At 32.2% G+C, this 20,048-nt stretch carries 21 protein-coding genes; 12 read left to right on the top strand and 9 right to left on the bottom strand.

What is annotated here, in order from left to right; all coding sequences use genetic code 11:
• Positions 1-2: 2 nt before the first annotated feature.
• The 6 genes from porD to EOV51_RS10615 form a co-directional block, all read right to left on the bottom strand.
• A complete protein-coding gene (gene porD / locus EOV51_RS10590) occupies positions 3-911 on the bottom strand; it encodes a type IX secretion system protein PorD (RefSeq protein WP_128152499.1) in 909 nt (302 codons plus the stop codon).
• A 10-nt stretch (positions 912-921) separates the two neighbouring features.
• Positions 922-2,124 carry a bifunctional phosphopantothenoylcysteine decarboxylase/phosphopantothenate--cysteine ligase CoaBC gene (coaBC, locus tag EOV51_RS10595; RefSeq protein ID WP_128152500.1) on the bottom strand — a complete coding sequence of 401 codons (1,203 nt, stop codon included), beginning with the start codon at positions 2,122-2,124 and terminating at the stop codon, positions 922-924.
• Positions 2,125-2,141: 17 nt separating this feature from the next.
• Positions 2,142-2,462 (bottom strand): DNA-directed RNA polymerase subunit omega, encoded by a 321-nt coding sequence (locus EOV51_RS10600; RefSeq protein ID WP_128152501.1) that lies wholly within the window; start codon positions 2,460-2,462, stop codon positions 2,142-2,144.
• A gap of 26 nt (positions 2,463-2,488) precedes the next feature.
• Positions 2,489-3,367 carry an outer membrane protein assembly factor BamD gene (locus tag EOV51_RS10605; RefSeq protein ID WP_164875293.1) on the bottom strand — a complete coding sequence of 293 codons (879 nt, stop codon included), beginning with the start codon at positions 3,365-3,367 and terminating at the stop codon, positions 2,489-2,491.
• Between the two features lie 123 nt (positions 3,368-3,490).
• On the bottom strand, positions 3,491-4,378 hold the full coding sequence (gene dapA / locus EOV51_RS10610) for a 4-hydroxy-tetrahydrodipicolinate synthase (protein ID WP_128152503.1): 888 nt from the start codon (positions 4,376-4,378) through the stop codon (positions 3,491-3,493).
• Between the two features lie 121 nt (positions 4,379-4,499).
• Positions 4,500-5,534 (bottom strand): acyl-CoA reductase, encoded by a 1,035-nt coding sequence (locus tag EOV51_RS10615; RefSeq protein ID WP_128152504.1) that lies wholly within the window; start codon positions 5,532-5,534, stop codon positions 4,500-4,502.
• 64 nt (positions 5,535-5,598) lie between these two features.
• Here EOV51_RS10615 and EOV51_RS10620 point away from each other — a divergent pair, with 64 nt between their 5' ends.
• Genes EOV51_RS10620 through EOV51_RS10635 form a run of 4 tightly spaced genes read left to right on the top strand, consistent with a single transcriptional unit; the run spans position 5,599 to position 9,317 of the window.
• On the top strand, positions 5,599-5,949 hold the full coding sequence (locus EOV51_RS10620) for a 4Fe-4S dicluster domain-containing protein (RefSeq protein ID WP_128152505.1): 351 nt from the start codon (positions 5,599-5,601) through the stop codon (positions 5,947-5,949).
• Positions 5,950-6,001: 52 nt separating this feature from the next.
• Positions 6,002-7,072 carry a 3-phosphoserine/phosphohydroxythreonine transaminase gene (gene serC, locus EOV51_RS10625; RefSeq protein WP_128152506.1) on the top strand — a complete coding sequence of 357 codons (1,071 nt, stop codon included), beginning with the start codon at positions 6,002-6,004 and terminating at the stop codon, positions 7,070-7,072.
• 17 nt (positions 7,073-7,089) lie between these two features.
• A complete protein-coding gene (locus EOV51_RS10630) occupies positions 7,090-8,043 on the top strand; it encodes a D-2-hydroxyacid dehydrogenase (protein ID WP_128152507.1) in 954 nt (317 codons plus the stop codon).
• A 23-nt stretch (positions 8,044-8,066) separates the two neighbouring features.
• The gene (locus EOV51_RS10635) at positions 8,067-9,317 is read left to right on the top strand and encodes a DUF1015 domain-containing protein (protein WP_128152508.1); all 1,251 of its coding nucleotides are present in this window, start codon (positions 8,067-8,069) and stop codon (positions 9,315-9,317) included.
• Positions 9,318-9,394: 77 nt separating this feature from the next.
• Here the strand turns inward: EOV51_RS10635 and EOV51_RS10640 are convergent, their stop codons facing one another.
• Together EOV51_RS10640 and EOV51_RS10645 are read right to left on the bottom strand one after the other, a co-directional pair.
• Entirely contained in the window at positions 9,395-10,009 is a 615-nt protein-coding gene (locus EOV51_RS10640) for a DUF4230 domain-containing protein (RefSeq protein ID WP_164875294.1), read from the bottom strand.
• A gap of 50 nt (positions 10,010-10,059) precedes the next feature.
• The gene (locus EOV51_RS10645; protein ID WP_128152510.1) at positions 10,060-10,668 is read right to left on the bottom strand and encodes a hypothetical protein; all 609 of its coding nucleotides are present in this window, start codon (positions 10,666-10,668) and stop codon (positions 10,060-10,062) included.
• 211 nt (positions 10,669-10,879) lie between these two features.
• Here EOV51_RS10645 and EOV51_RS10650 point away from each other — a divergent pair, with 211 nt between their 5' ends.
• Complete coding sequence (locus EOV51_RS10650) at positions 10,880-11,329, top strand: thioesterase (protein ID WP_128152511.1); 450 nt, start codon at positions 10,880-10,882, stop codon at positions 11,327-11,329.
• 102 nt (positions 11,330-11,431) lie between these two features.
• Here the strand turns inward: EOV51_RS10650 and porX are convergent, their stop codons facing one another.
• Positions 11,432-12,976 (bottom strand): T9SS response regulator signal transducer PorX, encoded by a 1,545-nt coding sequence (gene porX, locus EOV51_RS10655; protein ID WP_128152512.1) that lies wholly within the window; start codon positions 12,974-12,976, stop codon positions 11,432-11,434.
• Between the two features lie 55 nt (positions 12,977-13,031).
• Here porX and EOV51_RS10660 point away from each other — a divergent pair, with 55 nt between their 5' ends.
• Genes EOV51_RS10660 through sucD form a run of 7 tightly spaced genes read left to right on the top strand, consistent with a single transcriptional unit; the run spans position 13,032 to position 20,028 of the window.
• Positions 13,032-14,264 (top strand): HD domain-containing protein, encoded by a 1,233-nt coding sequence (locus EOV51_RS10660; protein ID WP_128152513.1) that lies wholly within the window; start codon positions 13,032-13,034, stop codon positions 14,262-14,264.
• 44 nt (positions 14,265-14,308) lie between these two features.
• Positions 14,309-15,349 (top strand): UDP-3-O-(3-hydroxymyristoyl)glucosamine N-acyltransferase, encoded by a 1,041-nt coding sequence (gene lpxD / locus EOV51_RS10665; RefSeq protein WP_128152514.1) that lies wholly within the window; start codon positions 14,309-14,311, stop codon positions 15,347-15,349.
• A gap of 31 nt (positions 15,350-15,380) precedes the next feature.
• On the top strand, positions 15,381-16,775 hold the full coding sequence (locus EOV51_RS10670) for a bifunctional UDP-3-O-[3-hydroxymyristoyl] N-acetylglucosamine deacetylase/3-hydroxyacyl-ACP dehydratase (RefSeq protein WP_128152515.1): 1,395 nt from the start codon (positions 15,381-15,383) through the stop codon (positions 16,773-16,775).
• 3 nt (positions 16,776-16,778) lie between these two features.
• Positions 16,779-17,573, top strand: a complete 795-nt coding sequence (gene lpxA / locus EOV51_RS10675) for an acyl-ACP--UDP-N-acetylglucosamine O-acyltransferase (protein ID WP_128152516.1) — start codon at positions 16,779-16,781, stop codon at positions 17,571-17,573.
• Positions 17,574-17,601: 28 nt separating this feature from the next.
• On the top strand, positions 17,602-18,165 hold the full coding sequence (efp, locus tag EOV51_RS10680) for an elongation factor P (RefSeq protein ID WP_128152517.1): 564 nt from the start codon (positions 17,602-17,604) through the stop codon (positions 18,163-18,165).
• Positions 18,166-18,190: 25 nt separating this feature from the next.
• Positions 18,191-19,102 carry a UDP-3-O-(3-hydroxymyristoyl)glucosamine N-acyltransferase gene (locus tag EOV51_RS10685; protein WP_128152518.1) on the top strand — a complete coding sequence of 304 codons (912 nt, stop codon included), beginning with the start codon at positions 18,191-18,193 and terminating at the stop codon, positions 19,100-19,102.
• 53 nt (positions 19,103-19,155) lie between these two features.
• Complete coding sequence (gene sucD, locus EOV51_RS10690; protein ID WP_128152519.1) at positions 19,156-20,028, top strand: succinate--CoA ligase subunit alpha; 873 nt, start codon at positions 19,156-19,158, stop codon at positions 20,026-20,028.
• Positions 20,029-20,048 lie beyond the last annotated feature (20 nt).

Raw genomic sequence — 20,048 nt, forward strand, 5'->3', positions numbered from 1 at the left:
AATTAATTTTTAATTTTATCCCAGTATTCGGTACTGTTAATAGGGTTTATGGTCTGAAGCAGAGTTTTTAAATCGCTGACGTTTACAGATGTTGCCGGTTGTCCTCCGGAAAATATATTTTTTATTTCCTCTTTTTTTGCTGTTAAAAATATATCCAGAGGAAAAAATAGATAATTACCTGAATAACTATTAAGTTTCATCAAATTGGATGCGATAACATTTTTAGCCTGTAATTCATTGGAAGGCATATTATCTAATCCTAATCGATGATACTGATAGGTGATACCACGAAGGGTGTTTGATTGATCGCTGATAAGATCTGCAATTAAACCTCCGCGGGTTTTAGGACCGTCAAAGGAATTCCATCCGTTAAATCCCTGATTCACAGCATTGTTTGCTACTTTCTGAGCTATGGTAAAATATTCCGTTCCGCCTCGCTGGGAAAAAGTATCCGCATCATAGCCTAACACCATATACACATAAAAAGAGATCACATCAATAAGATTTTTACCACTGAATTTTCTATCATTAAAAATCAGAGGTTCAAATTCTATATAGTCAAAGCTAAAATGATTATCCTGAAAATTTAAAACCGGTGTAGAGTAGGTAGAATTATACACAGGTCGTGAAGACTGAATAAGGATGGATCCTTTAAATTTATCGGTAGATGGACGTTCGTCTATTAATATACTGAACGAACAGCGAATCCTTTCCTGCAATGCCAGTGGCGGTTGATTGGTCCAGCTGGTATTATTTATAAAATCTTTCAGACTTTTTTCAAGAGTTTTAAAAACCTGGGTATTTGAACCCTGTACTTTACTATAATTAACAACTACCTCTGCCAGTAATTCCTGTGAAAAACTGAAAACAGGCAGTAATGACCATAATAAAATGTAAAATAATCGCTTCATTTACAAATTTTTAAATTCTTGAATGTATATATTTTAAAATATCCTCAGCAACTTCTTCTTTAGATTTGAGTGAAAAAATTTCTTTGCTTTCGGTTTTATCAAAGATAGTAATTTTATTTGTATCGGACTTAAAACCGGCACCCTTATCCTGTAAAGAATTGAGAATGATAGCATCCAGATTTTTCTTTTTTAGTTTTTTTAAAGCATTGCTTTCTTCATTGTTAGTTTCGAGAGCAAAACCAACCAAAAACTGATTTTTCTTTTCTTTACCCATACGAAGAAGAATATCTTCATTTTTTACCAGTGAAAGAGTTAATCGATCATCGTCTTTTTTTATTTTAGTGTCAGACACAATTTCCGGTCGATAATCAGAAACTGCTGCGGACATTATAGCTATGTCTGCAGAAGAATAATGTTCAAGTACTGCCTGAAGCATTTCGTGAGCAGAAGTAACCGAAAGTAATTCAATGGAAGAGTAAGAACCTGTTTTTTCATGGGTAGGTCCTGAGATAAGAGTTACTTCAGCTCCCCATTTTTCAGCAGTTTTTGCAAGTTCAAAACCCATTTTACCCGAAGAATGATTGCCAATAAATCTGACCGGGTCAATAGCCTCATAAGTGGGGCCGGCAGTTATCAATAACTTTTTTCCATAGAAAATAAGACCTTTTTTTATATAAGATTCAACAAAAGAAATAATTTCCTCAGGCTCAGCCATTCGGCCTTCACCTTCCAATCCGCTGGCAAGTTCTCCTTTGTTGGGTGGAATAAGAATATCTCCTTTGTTTTGAAGTCGGTTTATATTTTCTTGATTAAAAGGATTTTTATACATATCCAAATCCATGGCAGGAGCAAAAAAAACGGGACAAACTGCGGATAAATAAGTGGCAAGAACCAGATTATCTGCTTCTGCACTGGCCATTTTTGATAGAGTGTTTGAAGTAGCAGGAGCGATAAGAATATAATCAGCATGAAGTGCTAAATCAACATGATTATTCCAATCCCCGGTTTCACCATCAAAAAATTCGGTGTAAACAGGGTTTTTAGATAATGTAGATAACGTAAGAGGGGTTACGAAATGATGGGAATCCGGGGTCATAAGAACCTGAACATCCGCTCCCTTTTTTTTTAAAAGTCTTACAAGGAAAGAAGTTTTGTAAGCTGCTATTCCGGCAGTTACGAGCAATAATATCTTTTTTCCTTGTAAAACCGACATAATTTTATATGTACTTTTTACTGAGCTTCGGTTTTTCTGAAATAAACTTCATTATCCAGCCATTCCTGAATAGCAATAAGTGCCGGTTTAGGAAGTCTTTCATAATATTTGGATACTTCAATTTGTTCTCTGTTTTCGAATATTTCATCAAGAGAATCACTGTTTGAAGCAAATTCATCCAGCTTTTGATTCAAATCATTTTTAATAATGGTATTGATTTGTTCTGCCCTTTTTCCTATAATAACAATGGCTTCATAAATGTTTCCTACCTTACTTTCAATTTGTTCTCTGTTGAAAGTAATAGTTGTAGAGGGTGCATTTAATTCTTTTAGGTTCATATTTGGGATACTATTATGTTGTATTATTAACTTATTTTTTTTCTTTCTTTATTTAAATCCTTATTCTTTTCATCTAATTTATCATTTGCTTCATTCAAAAGTTTTTCTTTATTTTTAAATGAATCACGTGCATTGTCCAAACGATTATTTAAACGTTTTGCTTCATCTGAATATTCAGATGAAGGATATAATTTTACAAAAGCTTCATAAGATTTAACCGCATCATTAATTCTTCCTTCCTGTAAACGGTGGATCGAATTTACTGCAAGTTCAGTTTTTGCTCTTAAGGAATAAATAAGAATATCTTCTTTAAACTTGGTATCTGGAAAATCTTCCAGCACATTGTCAAAAGAAACAATAGCTGCTTTGTATTCAGTTATTTTATAAAGAGTCTTGGCATTTTCAAATGCTTTCTTTTCCAGTTTTTTGTTCAGATCACTAATCATTTCATTGCAATAAGCAACCTTATCAGAATTCGGATGTCCGTCTATGTAAAGCTGTAATTCACGCAAAGCATCATAGGTATTGGTTTGATCCAGATTGTAATCCGGAGAATTTGAATAATAACAGTAAGCTGCCATATAGGAAGCTTCATCAACTCTACGATCTTTAGGATAGGAAACAACAAAATTTTTAAATTGATGGGCAGCGAGCCTGAAATTTCCATCTCTGTAGTTTAGATTGGCAGTTCGGTAAGCTACTTCAGGAGCTTCATCGGTACCTACCACAAATTTGGCCGCATAATCATACAAGCTTATAGCCTGCGTATATTTCTTTTTTTGCTCATACTCCTCGGCAACTTTGAGTATAAAGTCTTTCTTATCACTTTTTAATGCTTGATTAAGTCGTCTTTCACAGCTTGTCAAAAGCACAAGCGGTAAAATTATAAGAATTAGTCTTTTCATCAGCTTGCAAAAATACATATTTTTAATGTTTTATACAAATAAATATCCATACGTCTTTTAACTCGAAGTTTAAAGAAATATTGTTTATATAAATAATACTATTAAGTTTACTTAAATTTGAAATTATGACAGAACTGATATTTTCTCCAATTCTTTTTCAATAGATGAAATAAGACTTTTAGATGCCGGAATCAGTGGTAACCGGGTATACGGTTTGCATATTCCTTTTACAGATAATAATGCTTTTATACCAGCAGGATTTCCTTCTTTAAATATTAATCTGAATAAACTATGTAGGTCGTAATGTATTTTATAGGCTTCTTCCACCTGTTTATTCTGTCCGAAATGAATCATTTTCGATACCATTTCAGGCATACCTTGTCCTAAAACGGAAATAACTCCGCTTCCGCCGGCAAGAGTCATTGGTAGCGCAAATTCATCATCACCTGAAATTACCAGAAAATCAAACGGTTTATCTTTAATAATATCTGTCGATTGTAAATAATTAGGACTGGCTTCTTTAATGGCAATGATATTGGATACTTCATTCGCCAGCCTCAAGGTAGTGGCGGCTTCCATATTTGAACCTGTTCTTCCAGGGACATTGTACACGATAATCGGTACAGGAGACTGAATGGCAATCGTTTTAAAATGCTGATAAATCCCCTCCTGGGTCGGTTTATTATAATAAGGTGAAACGGATAGCACCGCAGCAAAATCTTCAAGATCTGAATCAATTATTTGTTTCATTACTTCTACAGTATTGTTTCCACCAATTCCAAGAACCAAGGGTAATCTTTTATTGTTACTCTTCTTTATTACCTCGATTACCTGTTTTTTTTCGTCAGAATTTAAAGTAGCTGTTTCTGCTGTAGTACCTAAAACTACCAGATAATCCACTCCATTATCAACATTATAATTTACTAAATTTTCAAGAGAAGGAAAATCAATCGTCCCATCCTCGTTAAAAGGTGTTATTAGTGCAACACCTAAACCTTGTAATGATTTCATAAGAGTAACAATTTGTTCATTTATTGAAAAAGTAAAAATAGAATAATTTTCAAAAAATAAAAAAATTATTTTAAAAGTACTTCTAGTTTCACATTTAGTTGATAAAAGATAGCTATTTCTTTTAAATGGAAAGTAAAAAATTTATTGTGTCTATGCCATCAGCATATTCTGATATATCTGGATTTTGACTTTCACCAAACGGAATAGTTTTAAACGGAAACGCATGGGAGCCGGATACAATACATTGTATTTTATCTGAATGACTATTCATGAAGCTTTCAACTGAAAGAAGGGTGTCGTACCTTGTAAAATACAAAACACCTATGGGACTGTACAGTTCCTCTGAATTTTTAAGCATAATAAAGTTATTGTCCCAGAATTGATCATTATTCATCAAATAAATAGCTTTATTATAATCATAGTTATTAGCGTATTTATTATGGTGGATGACATCCTGCTGTTGAATAAATGATTGAAATAATCGATCCAAATCAAAATTCTCAGGAATAAATACCTGGGTAACACTTCGGCAACCTAAACCAAAATAAGTAAATATATCATTACTTAACTTTATAAGCTCGTCTTCACTTTCATTTCCGGTAAGTATTGCAGCGGAAGTTCTGTTTTTTCTTATAATATGAGGAATGTCTTTGAAATAGTATTCAAAATACCGGGCAGTATTATTACTTCCGGTTGTTATGACAGCATCAAACTTCTCAAGTTTTTCTACAAATTCAAATTCCAGTTCATCACAAAACTCTTTCCATAGATTCAAAATAAAAGGAATCAAAACATTGTCTTTAGACGAAAGTTTAATTTTAGCTTTAAAGCCAAGGAGTAGTACGCATAGGCAGTCATGCAGTCCTACCATAGGAATATTTCCTGCCAGTACAAGACCTATTGTCTTAGTTTGTACATCTTTGTAAGAGTATTTTTCAAGCCAGGAAAAAAGGGTATTGCTTGTCAATACTCTGTCCCAATATTCCAGTGCTGTTAATATATTTTTTTTTGTAAACCATGGGTTTTTAATTTCTGCAAGTCGAAGAGAATTCTCAAATTCAGAATAAGAAGGGGTATCTGTAACCTCATTTTTTATAAATTGATGTAAAACATTTCGTACACCTTCCAGGGACTTTATTCTTAGCTCTAAACTCATTTATAATATAAATTATGTGAAAAAAAATGATTAATTTTGCACAAAAATAAATTAAAAAATAGATATGGCTATAAAAATTACGGATGAATGCATCAATTGTGGAGCATGTGAGCCGGAATGCCCTAATAACGCGATATATGAAGGAGCTGTAGATTGGAAAATGTCAGAAGGTACGAGCTTAAAAGGGATGCTAGTAACTAAAAGTGGTCTTTCCATTGATGCAGATGCCCCCCAAAGGCCAGTATCGGATGATGTTTATTATATTGTAGCAGATAAATGTACGGAATGCAAAGGTTTTCATGAAGAGCCTCAGTGTGCCGCCGTATGTCCGGTAGATTGTTGTGTTCCTGATGAAAATGAAGTAGAATCGGATGAAGAATTGCTGGCAAAAAAAGAATTTTTACATATAGACTAATATTCACCTTAATAAATCACCCAAACTAAACAAAAGAAATATATCTTAACTAATGAAAAAATATAACTTTAGTGCAGGTCCTTCTACATTACCGGAGGAAGTTCTTCAACAAGCAGCACAAGCCGTGCTTGATCTCAATAACAGCGGAACCTCTTTAATAGAAATTTCGCACAGAAGTAAAGATTTTATCGCTATTATGGATGAAGCCCGTGCATTAGCTAAAAAGCTGATGAAACTGGATGACGATCACGAGGTTTTATTTTTACAGGGAGGAGCCAGTCTTCAATTTGCTATGGCACCTTATAATTTATTAAATGATAATTCCAAAGCTGTATATGTGGATAGTGGAAACTTTGCATCAGCAGCTATTAAAGAAGCAAAAAAAATAGGTGCTATTGAAGTTATTGCTTCTTCAAAAGAAAATAATTATACTCAGATACCTAAAGGTTACACAATTCCTGAAGATGCTGCATATTTACATATAACTTCTAATAATACGGTGTATGGAACACAAATGAAATCATTTCCTGAAACGTCTGTTCCTGTAGTATGCGATATGTCATCAGATATATTAAGCAGAGATATAGATTATAACCAGTTTGGAATCATTTATGCCGGAGCTCAAAAAAATTTAGGACCAGCTGGGGTAACAGTAGTCGTAGTAAACAAAAATCTTTTAGGTAAATCTGGAAGAGAATTACCTTCTTCTTTAGATTATCAGGTTCATATAGCTAAAGAAAGTATGGCAAATACACCTCCTGTTTTTGCGGTTTATGCAACATTATTGAATTTAAGATGGTTGGAAAAACAAGGAGGAACTGCGGGTATTGAAAAAAGAAATATAGAGAAAGCAGCACTTCTATATAACGAAATTGACAGAAATCCACTTTTCAGAGGAGTATGCGTTGAAGAAGATCGATCCCTGATGAATGTATGTTTTTTCCTTAATGATGAAGAAAAATACAAAGCAAAATTTGACCAAATGTGGAAAGATGCCAATATTATAGGGGTAGGAGGATATAGAACTGTCGGAGGATACCGGGCCAGTATTTATAACGCAATGCCGGTAGAAGGAGTGGAAGCTTTGGTTAATGTAATGAAAGAATTAGAAAGAACTGCATAAAAATTATATATAAAAACATGAAAATATTACCTAACGATGGAATATCGGCTTCTGCTATAGAAGTTTTGGAAAATAACGGACTGGAAGTTTTAAATCATAAAGTTGCTCAGGAACAATTGGCAAACTTCATTAATGAAAATGGAGTTGAAGTTCTATTGGTAAGAAGTGCTACACAAGTGAGAAAAGAACTTATAGACGAATGTCCTGGACTTAAAATTATAGGAAGAGGAGGAGTAGGTATGGACAATATAGATGTTGCCTATGCAAAGGAAAAAGGAATTCAGGTTATAAATACGCCGGCAGCTTCTTCGCGTTCGGTTGCAGAGCTAGTGTTTGCCCATATGTTTTCACTTTATCGTTATCTTCAGGATTCCAACAGAAATATGCCTCTGGAAGGAGATACTAATTTTTCTGCACTTAAAAAATCATATGGCGGAGCCATGGAATTAGGAGGTAAAACTTTAGGAGTTATCGGGTTTGGACGTATAGGTGTAGAAGTGGTAAAAATCGGTTTGGCACTAGGGATGAAAGTTTTAGTTACAGATGCTGTGGATATAACTAAAACTATAACACTGGATTTTTATGATGGGCAAAAAGTTAATTTTGAAATTTCTACCGTATCTATGGAAGAAGTTCTTAAAAACTCAGATGCAATTTCAGTACACGTACCTAAACAGCCAAAATATGTAATAGGTAAGGAGGAATTAGAAAAAATGAAAAAAAATGCTATCATTGTTAATGCTTCGCGTGGAGGAGTTATAGATGAAGTAGCTTTAGTAAATGCTTTAAATGAAGATAAAATTTTTGGTGCAGCTTTAGACGTTTTTGAAAAAGAGCCTAAACCTGAAATTACCTTATTAATGAATCCTAAATTATCTCTTTCTCCTCACATTGGAGGTAACACTCTTGAAGCACAAGAAAGAGTTGGATTGGAATTAGCCGATCAAATTATTGAATTTTATAAAAAATAATTGAAGATTCGTAAATATATTTTATGCTAAGTTTTAAACCGTTCAAAGGAATTCATGCAAAAGAAGAAAATACTTCTGATTTTCCAATGTATTCTCCTGAAAATTATTCAGAAGAGCAAATTAAATCAAAGCTCAGAGGGAAAACACCCTCTTACGTTGATATAATAAAACCAACCTTTTTTAAAGGAGAAAGTCCCCTTGAAAACAGGTTTAAGAAAGTAAGGAAAAGATTTGAAGATTATCTGAATGAAAATTTTGTTGAAAATGACCCTGCCTCAATATATATTTATGAACAGAAAAAGAGAAACGGAGAAATATTTAAAGGTATTATCGGTTTAATTTCAGTAGATGACTTTAAAGAAAATAATGTTAAAGTTCCGGAACAAACCAATGAACAAAAACAAAAAGTGTTTACTCAGTTTCTGGACATTACTTATTTACAATCTAATCCAGTACTGTTAAGTTATGATTCCAACTCAAAGTTGGAAGTAATGATGGATTTGGAAATGAAAAGTAAGCCTTTAATTCAAATTATAGATGAGCTGGAGATTTCTCATAAGTTATGGAGAGTGAACAATCGGCTAAAACTGGCTCAGTTCAAAGATGCTGTGGAAAAACTTCCTGCTCTGTATCTTGCCGATGGACATTACCGTATGGCAGCTGCTGTAGAGCATTCTGATAAAATTAAAGAAAAAAGTAAGTCTAAAGATTTTTTATTTGATCAGAACCATCATGTAATGTCACTGATTGCTTCCAGCCAATCTATCAGAATTCATGAATATAACCGGTTAATAAAATCTTTAAACGGATTGACACGTGATGAATTATTTGCCAGACTGGAAGAGCATTTCACAATTAATGAAAAAGGAGTACAGCCTTATTTTCCGTCGCATAAACATCATATAAGCATGTATTTTGAAGGAAAGTTTTATGGATTATATATTAAACATGAATTCAGGGGAACACCGGAAGGATTAGGAAATATTGATACTTATCTTTTTAATAAATTTGTTTTAGGGCCTATCTTTGATATTTCAACAAATAAGGAAGAAAAACAAAAGGTTTCTTATATTAAAGGTTCTGGAGATGTAAAAGGAATAACCGATATAAAAGTCGCAGTTGATAACGGCGATTATAAAATTGGGTTTGCATTTTATCCTGTATCTTTTTCAGATTTACAGCTTATTTCTGATTTAGGATTAAAAATTCCGGCAAAAAGTACGTTTATAGAACCTAAAATGCTACTAGGATTATTAATGTTTGACATGAAGTAATCCATGTAGTTATAAAATAAAAATCCGGATTTTTACTAATTTCCGGATTTTTTATTTTATAAATCTAAAGTATTTTCTCAGTTTTTGATAGATTGTATTTGTTTCGCATAAGGAGTATCATCAACAACTTCCCAGTCATATAACTTAGCTGTAGCATATAGTTCTTTTAAATTGGTTATAAGCTGGTTTTGAGCTAATGTTTTTATATTGGATTTTTCAACCTCGTTTTTAATATCATTTTTTCCTTCTTCCATAACCGTATTTAAGTCGGACTTAGAAAAACGATTAAATAAACCGTCCTCCATACTGTAAATTTCAACATTAGGATATATTTGCAATTCGGGAGCAGGAATCGAAATTAAATGAATTTTTTTATGGATAGAATCTATATCAACCTTCATTTTTTTCATATCATAAGTTACCTGAGCTTTAGCCGTTATATATAATACAATATTTTTATTTAAAAAGCTTAAATATCTGGGGTTATAATCATTATATTTTTTGGTACGAAAAGCAGAATAATTTTGCTCAATTACAATCATTTTATTTAGTCTTTGCAGTTCATGGTTTATGATACGTGTATCAGCTACAGTATTTTCACTTCCACTATGTTTAAAAATTAAAAAAATGACTAATGAAACAATTATTACTATTAAAAGAGTGATGGATATTTTTTTTACTAAACTTAACATATTTTTATACATATCAGACAATTAATTATTTTAAAAAGGCAGTATGTAAGTTATTTTTTTCTAGTACTTTTTTTTATTTTTATATGTTTAGGCTTGTTTGTAACTTCATTGAATTTTTTGCCGGTTACTATTTTATAAAGGTCTAATTCAAATGTTTGATTTGGTTTTCCGTTAATTCTTCCTATCTCACAAAGACCGCGTTTTTTATTAATATTTCCTTTATATATAATAAAGGTAGGTATTTCATTAATATTTTTTTGATTTTGTTCTCCGTAAAAACTTTCTTTATTTCTATTGACAGCATATAAAGCTAATTTGCTCTCGGGGAATTTAGAAGTTTCAAGAACCTTCATAAATCTGGGAAGTTGTTTCTGAGTTTCTTCTGACCAGGTGCCTAAAAAAACTTCAATATTATAAAGCTTAAGTCTTGATTTAATTTTTTTTACAACATTGAGATCAGGAGTGTATGAGTCATATTGTTCTGAGTACCAACTATTGAAAACAGAGTCAGAAAGAGCTTCTTGGGTGATTCTTCCCACAAGCATAGGTTCTCCTTCAATATCGATAATTTTTTTATTTACAATAATTCTTTCACTGGTACCACAACTAATTACAAGACTGAAAATGATAAATGAAAATGCAAGTTGCTTTAAATTCATGCGATAATAATTTTTGTAAAGATACAAACTATCATAAATGTTGACAATAATTATCTGTAAATAACCTTCATAAATGAATACTTGATAGTTTATATATGTTTAAATAATGATAGTTGATTTAAAAACTAAACTTTTGTCCAGTCAAAGTGTATAATTATTTTTAATATTCTATCAAATATTAAATAATGTATATTTGTTAAAACCTTAAAAAATGACAAAAGAAAACTTTGCAATATTTATCAAAGATCATTTACCCATCGCAGAACTGGCAGGTATAACATTACAATTTTCCTCAGAAACAGTAGCAAAAACGCAGGTAAGTCTTGCTTTTATAAATCAGAATCCGTTTAAATCCATGTTTTGGGCAGTTCAGGGAATGGCTGCTGAATTATCTTCAGGTGTATTGTGCATAAATGCTATAAATAAATTTAAACATGATATTTCCATGTTGGTAATTAAACAAGAAGCTGAATTCCTTAAAAAAGCGATTGGCACGTTAACGTTTACTTGTGTACAAGGAAAAGAAATAGAAAATATAATAGCAAAATCTATTATTTCTCAAAAGGGTGAATCCATAATTGTTAAATCTGAAGGAATTGATGAATCGGGCGATTGTGTAGCAATCTTTTATTTTACATGGAGCTTTAAAGTTAGGCAATAAAATATTTATAATATGCTAGAGAATTCAAGTATAAACACATTCAATCTAGGATAAAAAGGTTCTATTACGAACCTTTTCTTTATATTTTAAATTTATTCCTATTTATTCCAAAATGGTTATTGGTATAATCATTTCTTCCATTGAAATACCTCCATGTTGATAAGTATCTTTATAGTAATTTACAAAATGATTGTAATTTTTAGGATAGGCAAAGAATTTGTTTTCTTTAACAAAAATATACTTGGAATTAACATTTACTTTAGGCAAATAATACGATTCAGGATTATTAACGACAAAAACATCCTTATCCTCAAATTGTAAATTTTTACCCAGCTTATATCTCAGGTTTGTTGATGATTCTTTATCACCAATTACCCGGCTAGGTTTTTTAACATATATAGTTCCATGATCCGTAGTTATTACAACCTTAAATCCATCTTCGGCTGCTAGTTGAATAATTTTTAAAATACTTGAGTTTTCAAACCATGTATAAGTTAATGAACGAAAAGTCTTATCATCCCTTATAAGTTCATTAACAATATTATTATTTGTCTTTGCATGAGAAAGGATATCAATAAAATTATAGACGATAGTTATAAAATCAGCATTGCTGCTATGCGATTTAAACTCTTCATAAATTTTCCTTTCAAATTCAGCATTTAAAATTTTAAAGTATTTATTTCTGATTCCCTTTAAGCCTAAACGTTGTAACTGCATAGATAATAATTCATTTTCATATTGATTTTTATGCCCTTCATCATTTTCTCCTATCCAATATTCCGGATATTTTTTTTCGATTTCCAAAGGCATTAATCCTGCAAAAAACGAATTTCTTGCATATTGGGTGGCAGATGGTAAAATACTGAAATAAGATTTTTCTTTAGCAGAACTAAAATATTTTGTAAAAAGAGGTTCTATAGTTTTCCATTGATCATATCTTAAATTATCTATCATTAACAATAAAACTTTTTTGTTTTCAGAAATAACAGGACGTATAACTTCTTTAAATGCAGTGTGAGACATAACAGGCTTCTGATCAGAATGTAGCCAGTCGTGATAATTATTTTCAATAAATTTAGAAAATAAATTATTGGCTTCTTCTTTTTGATTCTGAAGTATATGACTCATCTCCAAATCTGAAAGTTTATCAAACTTTAAGTCCCATTGGATTAGCTTCAGGTAAATTTGCACCCAGTCTTCATAACTTTGGGCATACATTAAGTCCATTGAAATTTTCCGAAATTCCTGTTGATAATTTAAAACAGTTTTCTTTTCAATAATTTCTTCACTCTTTAAAATTTTTTTCAGGCTAAGCAAAACCTGATTAGGATTGACCGGTTTTAAAATATAATCTGCAATCTGTTCGCCAATAGCCTCTTCCATAATATCTTCCGCCTCATTTTTTGTAACCATTACAACAGGCAGACGAACATCTATTTCTTTAATTTTCTGTAAAGCTTCAAGCCCTCCGATACCTGGCATATTTTCATCAAGCAGAACTGCCTGATAGTTACCTTTTGGAATTAATTCAAGAGCATCTGCGGCATTATTTATACCCGAAACCTCATATCCTTTATTCTTTAAAAAAATGATATGAGGTTCCAACATTTCTATCTCATCATCAATCCACAATATTTTTACAGCCATTTGTATATTCTTTATTTATTATATTTTTGCAATAAAAATACAAAAAATATATCCTTTGGAACAAAGTAAAAAAAATAAAAGGAAAATCTTTAATGATCCTGTGTTAGGATTTATTTCAATTTCAGATGATTTATTATTTGATTTATTGGAACATCCTTATTTTCAGAGATTAAAAAGAATTTCTCAAACAGGATTAAGCAACTATGTCTATCCCGGATCTACTCATACCCGATTTTTGCATGCTTTGGGAAGTACACATTTAATGCAGCTGGCATTGCAGGTGCTTAAAGATAAAGGTGTAATAATATCTAAAGAAGAAGAAAGGGCTGTAGTAACAGCTATACTATTGCATGATATAGGACATGGTCCGTTTTCACATGCTTTGGAATCTACTCTTATGGAAGGCATGCATCACGAAAAAGTTTCAATCACTTTCATGAATTTGCTTAACAAAGAATTTAACGGAGAATTGCAATTAGCTATTGATATCTTTCTCGATCAATATCCCAGAAAATTTTTTCATCAGCTAATATCCGGACAAATAGATTTAGACAGATTAGATTATTTAAGACGAGATAGCTTTTTTACAGGAGTTTCTGAAGGTAATGTAAATTCAGAAAGAATTATAACAATGATGAATGTAGTAAATGATGAATTAGTCATTGAAGCAAAAGGTATTTATTCAATTGAAAAATATCTTACTTCCCGATTGTTTATGTATTGGCAGGTATATTTTCATAAAACCTCAATGACTGCTGAATTTTATCTCATAGAGGCTTTGAAACGAGCAAAATTATTAACAAAAAAAGGAGTAGACCTGCCTGCATCTGGAATTCTAAAATATTTTCTCAATAAATCTGACTACAGTAATTTAACGGTTGAAGACATCAATAAGTTTGCTCAGCTAGATGATTCAGATATATTATCTGCTTTAAAAATTTGGCAGAATCATGAGGATAAAATTCTGAGCATTTTAAGCAAAGTAATTATTCAAAGAAATTTACCTTATTCAAGAATAACTTCTCAACCTATTTCTGCTTCTGAATTGAAAAAATTACAAAAGAAAGCGGCTGATTTTTATCAGGTTGAAGACGGTAGCTATTTTGTACATCAAAATAAATTAAGTATCATTGCTTACGAAGACGAGAAAGATCCTATACGGTTAGTATTGAAAAATGGTACCGTAATAGAGTTGCAGGATATGGATAATCAGGTATTCATAAAAGATCTGAAAAGGAAAATTTCCCGCTATCATTTTTGTATTCCCAGAGGCTTAGAGTCTCTTTAATAAACATTTTTGTAATTTTAATAAAATCATTACATTTGCCAATTATGGAATTTAGCGCTGAGCAAATAGCAAATTTAGTCAAAGGAGAGGTATTAGGAAATCCGGATGTAAAAGTTTCTTATATTTCAAAAATAGAAGAAGGAAAACCGGGAACTCTAACTTTTTTAGGTGGAGAAAAATTTCAGGCTTATCTTAAGGATACACAGGCCTCCATTGTAATGATTTCAAAAAATTTATTACCCGAAGATATTTCGGGATTACCCACAATTATCTTAGTTGAAGATGCTTATTCGGCATTTAATCAATTGTTGAGATTTTACAATGAAATGAAATCTCAGAAATCGGGTATTGAACAACCTTCTTTTATTTCTGATTCTACAACTCTTGGAACTGACATATATATAGGTGCTTTTGCATATGTGGGAAATAATGTTAAAATCGGTAACAACTCAAAAATTTATCCCCAAACATATTTGGGAGACAATGTTAGTATAGGTGATAATTGTTTTATAGGTCCCGGAGTTAAAATTTATAATGATTGTATTATAGGAAACAACTGTGTGATTCATGGAGGGACAATTATAGGTGGAGATGGATTTGGTTTTCAGCCAACCAACAATGGGTATGAAAAAGTACCACAATTGGGTAATGTAGTGCTTGAAGATAATGTCGAAATTGGTTCTAATTGTTCCATTGACAGAGCAACCATAGGTTCAACCATAATAAAAAAAGGAGTAAAGCTTGATAACCTTATTCAGGTAGCCCATAATGTTGAAATAGGAGAACACACTGTTATAGCTTCTCAGTCAGGAATCGCAGGATCTTCTAAAATAGGAAGCTGGAGTATGCTAGGTGGTCAGGTCGGCATTTCAGGACATATTAAAATAGGAAATAAAGTAGTTATTCAGGCTCAGAGTGGAATAACCAATGACGTGCCTGACAGTCAACGATTGTTTGGTTCTCCGGCAATGCAATATATGAAATATCAAAAAAGTTTTATCTACTTCAAACAATTTCCAGAAATAGTTAAAAGAATTGATCAGCTTGAAAAAAAAATGGAAAATAAAATAAAATCGAATATCTAAAGTTAAATAAAATATAACAAAATATAAGACAATGTCAGAAAAGCAGAAGACGCTAAGACAGGAGTTTACTTTAAAAGGTAAAGGACTTCACACAGGTAAAGAAGTAACCATGACCATTAAACCAGCTCCGGTAAATACAGGATTTGTTTTTGTAAGAGTTGATTTAGAGGGACAACCTACCATTGAGGCAGATGCTACTTATGTTACATCTACCGAAAGAGGAACTGTTCTTGAAAAAAAAGGTGTGAAAATACATACTTGTGAACATGTTCTGGCAGCTCTTACAGGTATGGATTTAGATAATGCATACATTGAGCTTAACAGCTCTGAACCTCCGATTATGGATGGATCTTCCAAATTTTTTGTTGAAGCGATAGATGATGCTGGTATTGTTGAACAGGAAGCAGAAAGAGAATACTTTGCAATTAAAGAAATAGTATCCTATACAGATCCGGAAACCGGCTCTGAAATTACAGCTATTCCTTCCGATTATTTTGAAGTAACCACAATGGTAGATTTTGGTACCAAAGTTTTAGGTACACAAAATGCAACCATGAAGAATATAAAAGAATTCAAAGAAGAATTTGCTAAAGCACGAACATTTAGTTTTCTTCATGAATTGGAAATGCTATTAGATTCCGGACTTATTAAAGGTGGAGACATAAATAATGCTATTGTATACGTAGATAAGGAACTATCGCAAGAAACACTTGAAAAATTAAAGCTTGTATTTGAACAACCGGAAGTAAGTGTACGTCCAAATGGTATTCTGGATAATGTGACTCTTTATTATCCTAATGAAGCTGCCCGACATAAATTATTAGATGTTGTTGGTGACTTGACTTTGGTAGGAGTTAAATTAAAAGCGAAAATTATTGCTACTAAACCAGGACATCACAGCAATACTCAATTTGCAAAAAAATTGAATAAATTGTATAAATTGTTCAAAAGAAAAAACATTCCTGAAATTGACTTTGAAAAAGAACCTGTGTATGATATCAATGATATTATGCGTATGCTTCCGCACAGACCTCCGTTTTTATTGGTAGATAAAATTCTTGAAGTGGATAAGAAGCATATTATCGGAGTTAAAAATGTAACAATAAACGAGCCGTTTTTCGTAGGTCATTTCCCTAATGAACCTGTTATGCCAGGAGTCTTGCAGATTGAAGCAATGGCACAAACCGGAGGAATATTTGTTTTGGAGAATGTGGATGATCCTCAGAATTATTCTACCTATTTAATTAAATTAGACAAAGTTAAACATAAAAGAAAAGTTGTTCCTGGAGATACCCTTATACTTAAAATAGACTTACTTGAGCCTATTAGAAGAGGAATTGTTCATATGCAAGGGTATGGATATTGTAACGGTCAGATGGTCGTTGAAGCTGAAATGATGGCCCAGGTAATTAAAACAAAAGAATAAAAGATGATTCAACCACTAGCATTTGTACATTCTGATGCAAAAATAGCAAATAACGTTGTTATTGAGCCGTTTTCCTCTGTATATAAGGATGTTGAAATAGGAGAAGGTACCTGGATAGGTTCTAATGTAACTATCATGGAAGGCGCAAGAATTGGTAAAAACTGTAAAATATTTCCCGGATCAGTTATATCTGCTGAACCACAGGATTTAAAATATAAAGGTGAAAGAACCTTTACCTATATAGGAGACAATACTGTTATTCGAGAGTGTGTGACAGTAAATAAAGGAACTACTGCTTTAGGATATACCAAAGTAGGAAGTAATTCCTATATTATGGCCACTGCCCACGTAGCCCATGATTGTGTCATAGGTGATAATGTTATTATAGTAAATGGAGTAGGTCTTTCCGGACACGTTATAGTTGAGGATTTTGCTATAATTGGCGGAATGGTTGCAGTTCATCAGTTTAATAAAATAGGAAGACATTCAATTGTTGCAGGAGGCTCATTAGTAAGAAAAGATGTGCCACCTTATTCTAAAGCAGCAAGAGATCCGCTTTCCTACGCAGGAATAAACTCGGTCGGTTTAAGAAGAAGAGGATTTTCTTCAGAAAAAATTGCGGAAATTCAAAGTATCTATCGTGTTATTTTTCAGAAAAAGTTAAATATTTCTCAGGCTTTATCTGTCGTTGAAGGAGAATTTGAAGCTACTCCGGAAAGAGATGAAATTATTCAGTTTATACAATCAAGTATGAGAGGAGTAATGAAAGGCTTTAATGCAGTTAGAAATATAGAATAAATATAAATTTAGATTAAAATATAGTTTTATGGCTACAATGGGAGACATTAAAAAGGGTCTTTGTATCAATTTTAATGATGATATTTATAAAGTAATTGAGTTTTTACATGTTAAACCAGGAAAAGGACCTGCTTTCGTAAGAACAAAATTAAAATCTTTAACCTCTGGAAAAGTTGTTGAAAATACATTTTCTGCAGGAAGCAAAATTGAAGAAGTAAAAGTTATTACCCGCAAATATCAATATTTGTATGATGACGATCATGGATTCCATTTTATGAATAATGATGATTTTTCTCAGATTTATATTGATAAAAATTTAATTGAGAATTCTCAATTTATGAAAGCTGGTGAAGAATTAATGATTGTTTTGAAGGAAGAAGATGAAACACCGCTATCAGCAGAATTACCAGCGAGTGTTATTATGGAAGTTATTGAAGCCGAACCGGGTGTAAAAGGGAATACAGCTACTAATGCACTTAAAAATGCTATTATAGAAACAGGAGCCAGAGTTTTTGTACCTTTATTTATTGAAGCTGGAGAAAAAATTAAAATTAATACCGATGATGGTTCTTATATTGAAAGAGTAAAATAGTAAATTTTTTAATCTTTAATCAGATATGAAATTTCCAAGACCTTATACACTTAAAGAAGTTGCTGACATAATAAAAGCAGATTATGTAGGTGATGACAATTTTCTTATTTATGGTACCAATGAAATCCATAGAATTGAAAAAGGAGAAATTGTTTTTGTTGATCATCCTAAATATTATGATAAAGCTATTCAAAGCAATGCTACTACCATTTTAATAAATAAGGAAGTAGAATGTCCTTCCGAGAAAAGTCTGATTATTTCTGAAGATCCTTTCAGAGATTTTAATCTTATCAATTCCTATTTTAGAAAGTTTGAAAAGCAAGAAGAGATAATTTCTTCTGATGTAAAGATAGGAGAGGGTACGACTATTCAGCCAGGGGTATATATTGGAAAACAAGTAAAGATTGGAAAAAATTGTATTATTTTTCCTAATGTAACAATACATGATTTTACTGAAATAGGAGATCATGTGATTATCCAGTCAGGAACAGTTATAGGAGGAGATAGTTTTTATTATAAAAACCGGGGTGATTCTTACGATCGATTAAAGTCAGTAGGTAATGTTAAAATTGAAAATGAAGTTGAAATCGGTTCAAATTGTACTATCGATAGGGGAGTTACCGCAACAACAATTATAGGAAAGGGAAGTAAACTGGATAACTTAATCCAGATTGGACATGATACTATTATTGGAAAAAAATGTTTAATTGCTTCGCAGGTTGGAATAGCAGGATGCTGTAATATTGAAGATGAAGTTACTATTTGGGGACAAGCAGGTTTTGCTTCTTCTTTAACCATAGGAGCAAAAGCAGTAATATTAGCCCAATCAGGTGTTTCCAAAGATTTGGAAGGAGGAAAAACCTATTTTGGTTATCCGGCGGATGAAGCTAGGAAGATGTTGAAAGAATTAGCCGCATTAAAAAAATTGGGTAAATAATTTAGGAATAATATAAAATAAATATATTAGTTTTACACAAAAAATGAGAAAATATGTCAGTATTAGTTAATAAAAATTCAAAAGTTATAGTCCAGGGCTTTACTGGAAAGGAAGGTACATTTCATGCAGAGCAAATGATAGAGTTTGGAACCAATTTAGTTGGAGGAGTTACTCCAGGAAAAGGAGGTTCTACACATTTGGAGAGACCGGTTTTTAATACTGTTAAAGAAGCAGTTGAAAAGACTCAGGCCGATACATCAATTATTTTTGTACCTCCAGCATTTGCTGCAGATTCAGTTATGGAGGCAGCAGAAGCAGGTATTAAAGTTATTGTATGTATAACAGAAGGAATTCCTGTAGAAGATATGGTAAAAGTAAAAAATTACATAAAATCATATAATTGTACACTAATAGGACCTAACTGTCCGGGAGTGATTTCTGCAGATGAAGCTAAGGTGGGAATTATGCCAGGGTTCGTATTTAAAAAAGGAAAAGTAGGAATTGTTTCCAAATCCGGTACATTGACATATGAAGCTGCTGATCAGGTAGTAAAAGCAGGATATGGTGTTTCTACTGCCATAGGTATCGGAGGAGATCCAATAATTGGAACAACGACCAAAGAAGCAGTTGAATTATTAATGAATGATGGAGATACAGATTGTATTGTTATGATAGGAGAAATCGGAGGTCAGCTTGAGGCTGATGCAGCCCAATGGTACAAATCTATAGGCGCACCTAAACCTATTATTGGATTCATAGCAGGTCAGACGGCTCCCAAAGGAAGAACCATGGGACACGCCGGAGCTATAGTAGGGGGAGAGAATGATACGGCACAAGCTAAAATGAAAATTATGTCTGATTGCGGAATACATGTTGTTAGTTCGCCTGCAGATATAGGTAAAACAGTTGCTTCAGTATTGAAGTAATGATGTAAAATGCATAAATA

This window comes from Apibacter raozihei (genome assembly GCF_004014855.1).
GTDB classification, from domain to species: domain Bacteria; phylum Bacteroidota; class Bacteroidia; order Flavobacteriales; family Weeksellaceae; genus Apibacter; species Apibacter raozihei.